2 protein-coding genes and 1 pseudogene are annotated in these 8,285 nt (G+C 43.8%); all 3 read left to right on the top strand.

What is annotated here, in order from left to right; all coding sequences use genetic code 11:
- Positions 1-404 (top strand): annotated as a pseudogene (locus E4T71_RS09890) (hypothetical protein); the annotation flags it as partial.
- Positions 376-3,006: an LPXTG cell wall anchor domain-containing protein gene (locus E4T71_RS07585; protein WP_135038634.1), complete on the top strand. Its 2,631-nt coding sequence runs from the start codon at positions 376-378 to the stop codon at positions 3,004-3,006. The pseudogene E4T71_RS09890 and the gene E4T71_RS07585, both read left to right, overlap by 29 nt.
- A gap of 254 nt (positions 3,007-3,260) precedes the next feature.
- A complete protein-coding gene (locus E4T71_RS10065) occupies positions 3,261-8,045 on the top strand; it encodes a Rib/alpha-like domain-containing protein (protein WP_135038632.1) in 4,785 nt (1,594 codons plus the stop codon).
- The last annotated feature ends 240 nt before the right edge of the window (positions 8,046-8,285 follow it).

Raw genomic sequence — 8,285 nt, 5'->3', positions numbered from 1 at the left:
TCTACCGTGTTGTATCAACAGATGGTAAGACTGTTGTAAATCCTGAGATTGCGAAATCTGAAGTATTGACAGGTAAAGCTGGCGATGCAATTAGCTATTCAACAGCTGCAACCTTGAAAGACTTGTATCTCAAAGGTTACACAGTTTCTACAAACTCAACTGTTGCAGGAAACAAATACCGTGATGGCTTGACCTTTGATGGTCAAGATGGAGTGGATACTTACTATGTAGATGTGACAGCGATTGTTGTCCCTGTAACTCCGGATCGACCAGTTGAACCAAACAAACCGGTAAATCCAGATACACCAGATCTACCTAAGAATCCAGATCCAACAGATCCAACAACTCCAAACTATCCAAACGTTAACAGAAAATGTGAAGCGTACAGTTCGTTATGTGGATGAATCTGGTAAGGTTATTGCGGAAGAAGTAGTTGATAACCTAGGATTTACACGTACAGGAACCATTAACTTAGCTACAGGTGAAATCACTCTAAGTGAGTGGACACCAACAGCAGGTGATAGTTTTGAAAACAAAAAATCACCAGTAGTTCCAGGTTACATCTTGAAAGATCCTAGCCAAGCAGAAGTAGGAGCTCATACAGGTGTGAAAGCAACTGATGATGACTATGTTGATGCAGTTGTTTATGTTCCAGTTGGTAACTATGTTCCAGAGTTCCCTCCAGGAGTTACTCCAGAGAAACCATGGACAGAAGTGCCATATGTAACAGACCCAACAAATCCAAGTCAAATTGTTCCTCCTACTGATCCAAGTCAACCAGCTATTCCATATGTACCAGGTATGACTCCAGTAGATCCAGGTAGCAAGGAGCCGTTGAAACCAGTAGATCCAAATGATCCAACTAAGGGTTATGTTCCACCAGTTCCAACAACTCCAACTGGCGATACGAAGATTCCTTATGTGAAGAATCGCTCAACAGCACAATTTGTTTATCGTGTAGTTGGCCAAGATGGTACAACTGTTATTCGAGAACTTGAGAAATCACCAGTTCTTGAAGGAGCAATTGATGATGTTATCGATTATTCAACAATAGACACAATTACTAAATACAAACGTCTTGGTTATGTTCTTGTGAAAGATGGCTTTGTATCAGGTACACGTTTCGGTCAAGAAGGCGCAGTTTACTACGTTGACTTGAAAGAAATGGTTATTCCTGTAACACCTGAAAAACCACAAGAACCAAATAAACCAGTCGATCCAACAGATCCAAACACACCAGTCTACCCACCAATTGAAAATCCAGATATTGTTAAGTTGACTGAAGAAGTGAAACGCGACGTGAAATACTATGTTCGTGATGCGAATGGAAACCTTACGAAGATTCCAGAAATGGAAATTGCAACTAAGGAAGACACATTACGCTTCCGTCGTGAAGGAACTGTGAACCTTGTAACAGGTGAAAACACTCTTGGTGAGTGGATGGCACTTGATGGTACAGAATTTAAAGATTATGCATCACCATTGTACAAAGGATATATCCTTGCGAATGCTGCAGATGCTATGAAGGGTGGACATACAGGTATCACAGCGACAACAGCTGACATTCACGATGAAGTTGTTTATGTTGCTATTGCTTCTTATGTTCCGGACTTCCCAACAGATGTACCAGAAAAACCATGGACAGACATTCCTTACACTAATGATCCAACAGATCCAGGTAAGATTGTTCCTCCAACAGATCCAGCTCAACCAAATATTCCATATGTACCAGGATTTGAACCTCAAATTCCGCTTCAGCCAGTTGATCCAAACGATCCAACGAAAGGCTACATTCCTCCTGTACCAACAGATCCAACGAAACCAACAACAATTCCTTATGCACGAATCGATAAAGCACAAATTGTTTATCGTGAAGTGAAACAAGATGGTACAACAGTTGTTCGTGAATTGGAAAGTTCAGCGGTAATGGAAGGTACCTCTGCACAAGTTATCAACTACTCAACAGCTGATACAATTGCTAAGTACACTAAACTTGGTTATGAACTTGTGAGAGATGGTTTCGTTGCAGGTGCTCATTTTGATGGTAAAGACGGAGTAGATACTTATTACGTTGATCTCAAAGCGAAAGTTATCCCTGTAACACCAGAGAAACCAGTAAATCCTAATAAACCAGTTGATCCAACAGATCCAACATCACCAAATTATCCAAATCCAGATAAGGATGATATCCTTAAACTCACTGAGGAAGTGAACCGTGAGGTACGTTACTATGTCAAAGCTGCTGATGGAAGCTTGAAAGAAGTTCCAGCATCTGAAGTAGCTATGCATCGTGATACTCTTCATTTCCGTCGTGAAGGAAGCATTAATTTGGTGACAGGTGAAACAACTCTTGGTGATTGGGTAGCACAAGACGGCACTTCATTTGGAAGCTACAAGACACCAGTCTATAAAGGACATATCCTTGTAGATCCAGCACAAGTGGAAGCAGGAGCGCATACAGGAATTACAGCTGATTCAGCAGATATTCTTGATCAAGTTATTTATGCGCCAATTGCGAACTATGTTCCAGGATTCCCTCCAGGAGTTACTCCAGAGAACCCATGGACAGAAGTACCGTATACGAATGATCCAACAGATCCAAGTAAACTTGTACCACCAACGGATCCAAGTCAACCAGTTATTCCACACGTTCCAGGATTGGTACCGGTAGATCCAACTACAGGGGAACCATTGAAACCAGTTGATCCAAACGATCCAACGAAAGGTTACATTCCTCCTGTACCAACAGATCCAACGAAACCAACAACAATTCCTTATGTTGAAGTACCTAAGCCAGAGCCTAAGCCAGAACCAAAACCAGAGCCTAAGCCTGAGCCTAAACCAGAACCAAAACCAGAACCTGTGATGCCAGCACAACCTCAAGCACCAGCGGAAACACTTCCTGAAACTGGTACTGAAGATACTGCTGGAGCAACAGCTCTCGGTGTTCTAGGTCTTCTTGCAGGATTTGGAATTGTCGGACGTCGTCGTAAGGACGAGGAATAAGAATGAGTGTACATCCTTGATATGAGTGTAGACATGTATGAGTAATAAGGAACCGAGTATTGTCCAGATTAAAAATGGTTTCTTTCCCCCTCTTCGGAGGGGGTTTTATTTTGCTTTATTTTTTGGAAAGTAAGGGTAACGCTGCACAATTTATACGAGTCACTAGACTTTTTGTATAAATTGAACTAAAATATGATATGAAATTATTTTGAAATCTACTATATGATTTTAGAAATAAGAAAGGAATTCTATGTATGAAATATGAACCGTTTTCCAAAGTAGTTCAACGGTTTTCAATTCGAAAATACTCGATTGGAGTTGCTTCTGTTTTTTTAGGGAGCAGCATTTTTGCGGGAAGTGTGGTTCAAGCAGAGGAACAAACTCAGCCTGATTCTATTGAAATGAATCCAGTTTCAACGGAAGTTGAAAAAGTGGAAGAGGTTGTTTCAACAGAGCCTCAGTTGCTTTATGCAGCAGAAGCATCTGTAGAACCTACTCAAGCTCCATCAACTTTAGCTACAAATCATATATCTGTAGATGTTCAACTAGAACAGCCTGTTACTGTCTCGGAGAGAGAATCGGTAGGAGATTTCGAGAAGGGATCACTGTTACGTGCTAGTACTACCGGAGCAGTTTCCAGTTCTCTTCAAACTCCAATTGATTTTGGGGTGGATGGCTTTACTGAGAGCTCTACCGACCCTCAGAAAATCATTGTACTTTCGGGGGGAACCTATTTTGATAATATTTCTGAAAATGGAAATCAGATTTTCTTACGCCAAACGGATTGGAATAAGTTTAAAGGGAGTGGTTTTTCAACGGAGTATGGTAAAAAGGGTCATTCCGGAGAGTATTTAATCTGGTTTGAGAATCCAACTTTTTATAATAATATTGATAGGATTAAAATCAAGACAGATTCTATCTACAATGAAAGTCTAGACTTGACTCCTTACCATAATAAACAGCTTTGGACGATACCGGTTGATAACCGGTTTGTTAGTTTTGCAGATGATCCAAATAGTTCTCAAGATGCCACTAATATTCCTTTGACGATTACCCTTAAAAGCGGTCAGACTGTTTCTGGACTTCTTGGAGATCAGGCAATTACTTTTGGAAGTGCCTTTGTTAGTGGAGGAACATATGGTTCTGTTGCACAAACGAATCGCTTGGTTCTGGATACCTTAAATGGAGCCTGGTTTTCTACGTCTATGCCGAATCGTGAGGCTGTTTTTACAAGTACGGCGGTCGACAGTATTTTTACAGATACTAAAAATAGAAAAACAGAGGATTCTTCAAGTAACGCAGAGATTTCAGAACTATTCCCAATTGTGAACTTAGATGGTCAAGTAACGGGTTTGAAATTTATTACCCGTTATGAATTGGTGGAAGGACGGAGCATTCTAACAGAGCCTCGAGGTACAATTCCCTATATTGTTCAAAAAATACCTCAAGATTTGATGCGTTTAGTTGATCCAAGTAAGGTACAGCTATATGCCTCAAATGCTGCGGGAGCACCTTTGGCTAAAGGCATTCCTTTGGTCGTAGATAATAGCGGATTGTTACATACAAAAGCAACACCAGCTATTAGTATGGTAGGAGTAACAACGAATGAGGAGGCAGAAGTGAAGCGACAAACTCTTTCTTCTGTCTTTAGGCCGATTATTGAGAAGGTGATAACTCCTAGCGTTATTCTTTCAGGTTATTATGAGCCATCTGCGTATACGATTGAATACGGATTTAAAAATCCTGTTTCAAAAGCAGAATTGTCGGAACTTGTTCATCAAATTGCTAAAAGTACAGGAGCTTCGGTAATTGCTGAGACTTGGAAAGAAAGAGGAGCATATCTTGGTTCAGGGCAAACAGAAGGGGTTATGAGAAATACCTACTCCAATACTTACCTCGATCGTAGTGTCCTTGCTGTTGAGACAAAATTAGTGGGAAATCTAACTCAGGCTGAGACTTATCAACCAAGTTATCCGACTTATGAGGTTCAACGCGGTAAGACAACTATCGTGCCCCAAACAGCAGTTGTTCCAAGGGGAACAACCTTTACGACTCAATCATTGAATAGTCCTCTCATATCTTTTGGAGAAGGAGGAGATGCGATCCTTGCAATTCCAGAGGATAATCGACTCGGGGATCGTAACTTTACGGTTACTGTTCGTTATCCAGATGGATCTACAGAATCTCTTGATTTGAAGGTAGTGATTGTTGAGGCTCAGACCGAAGAAGCAGATAAGTATAGTCCAAGTTATGCCCCAGCGACAGTTGAAGCCGGTCAAACAGTTGTCTTGTCAGGCCAAGGCCTCCCTTCTCAAGCGACCTACAGTGTTAGCGGTGAAGGCATGACGATAGATGGTCAAGGCCGTGTAACAGTGGAAGTTCCAGCGAGTGCTTCTGTGGGTACTCTTACAGGTGAGGTTCTGGTAGTCTATAGTGATGGAACCGAAGACCGTGTTCCAGTAAGTATCCAAGTTACAACTAAACCAGTTGTGGTGACTCCGGAAGCGGATAAGTATGATCCAAGTTATGCCCCAGCGACAGTTGAAGCTGGTAAAACAGTTGTCTTACCAGGCCAAGGTCTCCCTTCTCAAGCGACCTACCGTGTTAGGGGTGAAGGCATGACGATAGATAGCCAAGGCCGTGTAACAGTGGAAGTTCCAGCGAGTGCTTCTGCGGGTACTCTTACAGGTGAGGTTCTGGTAGTCTATAGTGATGGAACCGAAGACCGTGTTCCAGTAAGTATCCAAGTTACAACTAAACCAGTTGTGATTCCAGAAGCAGATAAGTATAGTCCAAGTTATGCCCCAGCGACAGTTGAGGCCGGTCAAACAGTTGTCTTGCTAGGCCAAGGCCTCCCTTCTCAAGCGACCTACCGTGTTAGCGGTGAAGGTATGACGATAGATGGTCAAGGTCGCGTAACAGTGCAAGTACCAGCGAGTGCTTCTGCGGGTACTCTTACAGGTGAGGTTCTGGTAGTCTATAGTGATGGAACAGAAGACCGTGTTCCAGTAAGTATCCAAGTTTCAGCGAAACCAGTTGTGACTCCGGAGGCAGATAAGTATAGTCCAAGTTATGCCCCAGCGACAGTTGAGGCCGGTCAAACAGTTATCTTGCCAGGCCAAGGCCTCCCTTCTCAAGCGACCTACCGTGTTAGCGGTGAAGGCATGACGATAGATGGTCAAGGCCGTGTAAGAGTGGAAGTACCAGCGAGTGCTTCTGCGGGTACTCTTACAGGTGAGGTTCTGGTAGTCTATAGTGATGGAACAGAAGACCGTGTTCCAGTAAGTATCCAAGTGACAACTAAACCAGTTGTGACTCCGGAGGCAGATAAGTATAATCCAAGTTATGCTCCAGCGACAGTTGAAGCCGGTCAAACAGTTGTCTTACCAGGCCAAGGCCTCCCTTCTCAAGCGACCTACCGTGTTAGCGGTGAAGGTATAACGATAGATGGCCAAGGCCGTGTAAGAGTGGAAGTACCAGCGAGTGCTTCTGCGGGTATTCTTACAGGTGAGGTTCTGGTAGTCTATGGTGATGGTACCGAAGACCGTGTTCCAGTAAGTATCCAAGTGACAACTAAACCAGTTGTGACTCCGGAAGCGGATAAGTATAGTCCGTCCTATGTGCCAGTTGAGGTAGAGCCCGGAACGCAAGTAAGAATTCCTGCTCTTAATCTTCCAGCGAGTGCGACTTATAGCATTGTCGGTGAGGGCATGACTGTGGATACGCAAGGTTGGGTAATAATCCGTGTGCCGGTTGGGACAAAGCCTGGTCTACTAACTGGCCAAGTCACCGTTCGCTATAGTGATGACTCCGAGGATCTTGTGCCTGTTAGAATTACAGTAAAAGCAGTCGAACAGCCAGTAAAACCGGTGGAACCGGAAGAACCAGTTACACCAGTGGAACCGGAAGAACCGAGTAAACCGGTGGAACCAGAGCAACCAGTAAAACCGGTGGAACCGGAAGAACCAGTTAAGCCAGTGGAACCGGAAGAACCAGTTAAGCCAGTGGAACCGGAAGAACCAGTTACACCAGTGGAACCGGAGCAACCAGTTACACCAGTGGAACCGGAACAGCCAGTTAAGCCAGTGGAACCGGAGCAACCGATTAAACCGGTGGAACCAGAACAGCCAGTTAAGCCAGTGGAACCGGAAGAACCAGTTACACCAGTGGAACCGGAAGAACCAGTTAAGCCAGTGGAACCGGAACAACCAGTTAAGCCAGTGGAACCGGAACAACCGGTTAAACCGGTGGAACCGGAACAGCCAGTTAAGCCAGTGGAACCGGAAGAACCGATTAAACCGGTGGAACCGGAACAGCCAGTTAAGCCAGTGGAACCGGAGCAACCAATTAAACCGGTGGAACCGGAACAGCCAGTTAAGCCAGTGGAACCGGAGCAACCAGTTAAACCAGTGGAACCGGAAGAACCAGTTACACCGATGGAACCAGAACAGCCAGTTAAGCCAGTGGAACCGGAAGAACCGATTAAACCGGTGGAACCGGAAGAACCGATTAAACCGGTGGAACCAGAACAGCCAGTTAAGCCAGTGGAACCGGAGCAACCGATTAAACCGGTGGAACCAGAACAGCCAGTTAAGCCAGTGGAACCGGAAGAACCAGTTACACCAGTGGAACCAGAACAACCAGTTAAGCCAGTGGAACCGGAAGAACCGATTAAACCGGTGGAACCAGAGCAACCGGTTAAGCCGGTGGAACCGGAACAGCCAGTTAAGCCAGTGGAACCAGAGCAACCGGTTAAGCCGGTGGAACCGGAAGAACCAATCACACCAGTAGTTCCTGAAATCCCTGAGCAGGATAATAGGGGCGAGAAAGTGGAGAATTTGCTAAATCCAGGTTCTGGAAATGTTGTTCAACCACTTAGTGAAGCTAAGCTACCTGCGTCTATACATGACCAGTCGCGTGAGCAACAACTTCCAAATACTGGAGAATCACGGAATCCATTTGCTCGTTTCCTAGCTTGGTTGCTGTCTCTTATCGGTCTTGGTTTTCTCTTTGGAAAAAATAAAAAAGAAGAAAAATAAGCTAAAATTATTGAAAAGAGGCTGGGCAAAAACTAACTTATAAAATAAAAAAGCGAGCAATTCCAAACTAGAATTGCTCCTTTTCCATTTTATGCTTTATAATTATAATAACCACAAAACAACTAGAAAGACATAAAATGTATAAACAGTATAACACAAATCAACTCAGCCTTGAACTATCTATTGCTTGGGACATCCCTGAAACTCATGAAGCACGTCTCATTAGCCAGTTTGTAGACT

Origin of the sequence: Streptococcus sp. WM07 (genome assembly GCF_004570525.1) — a bacterium.
Classification (GTDB): domain Bacteria; phylum Bacillota; class Bacilli; order Lactobacillales; family Streptococcaceae; genus Streptococcus.
Note: the sequence above shows the minus strand (reverse complement) of the source record. Positions and strands in the feature narration are given on the sequence as shown.

What these genes read in the sequence shown, in the direction of transcription:
- E4T71_RS10065 (WP_135038632.1), top strand. Translation starts at nt 3,261, where the DNA reads ATGAAATATGAACCGTTTTCCAAAGTAGTTCAACGGTTTTCAATTCGA.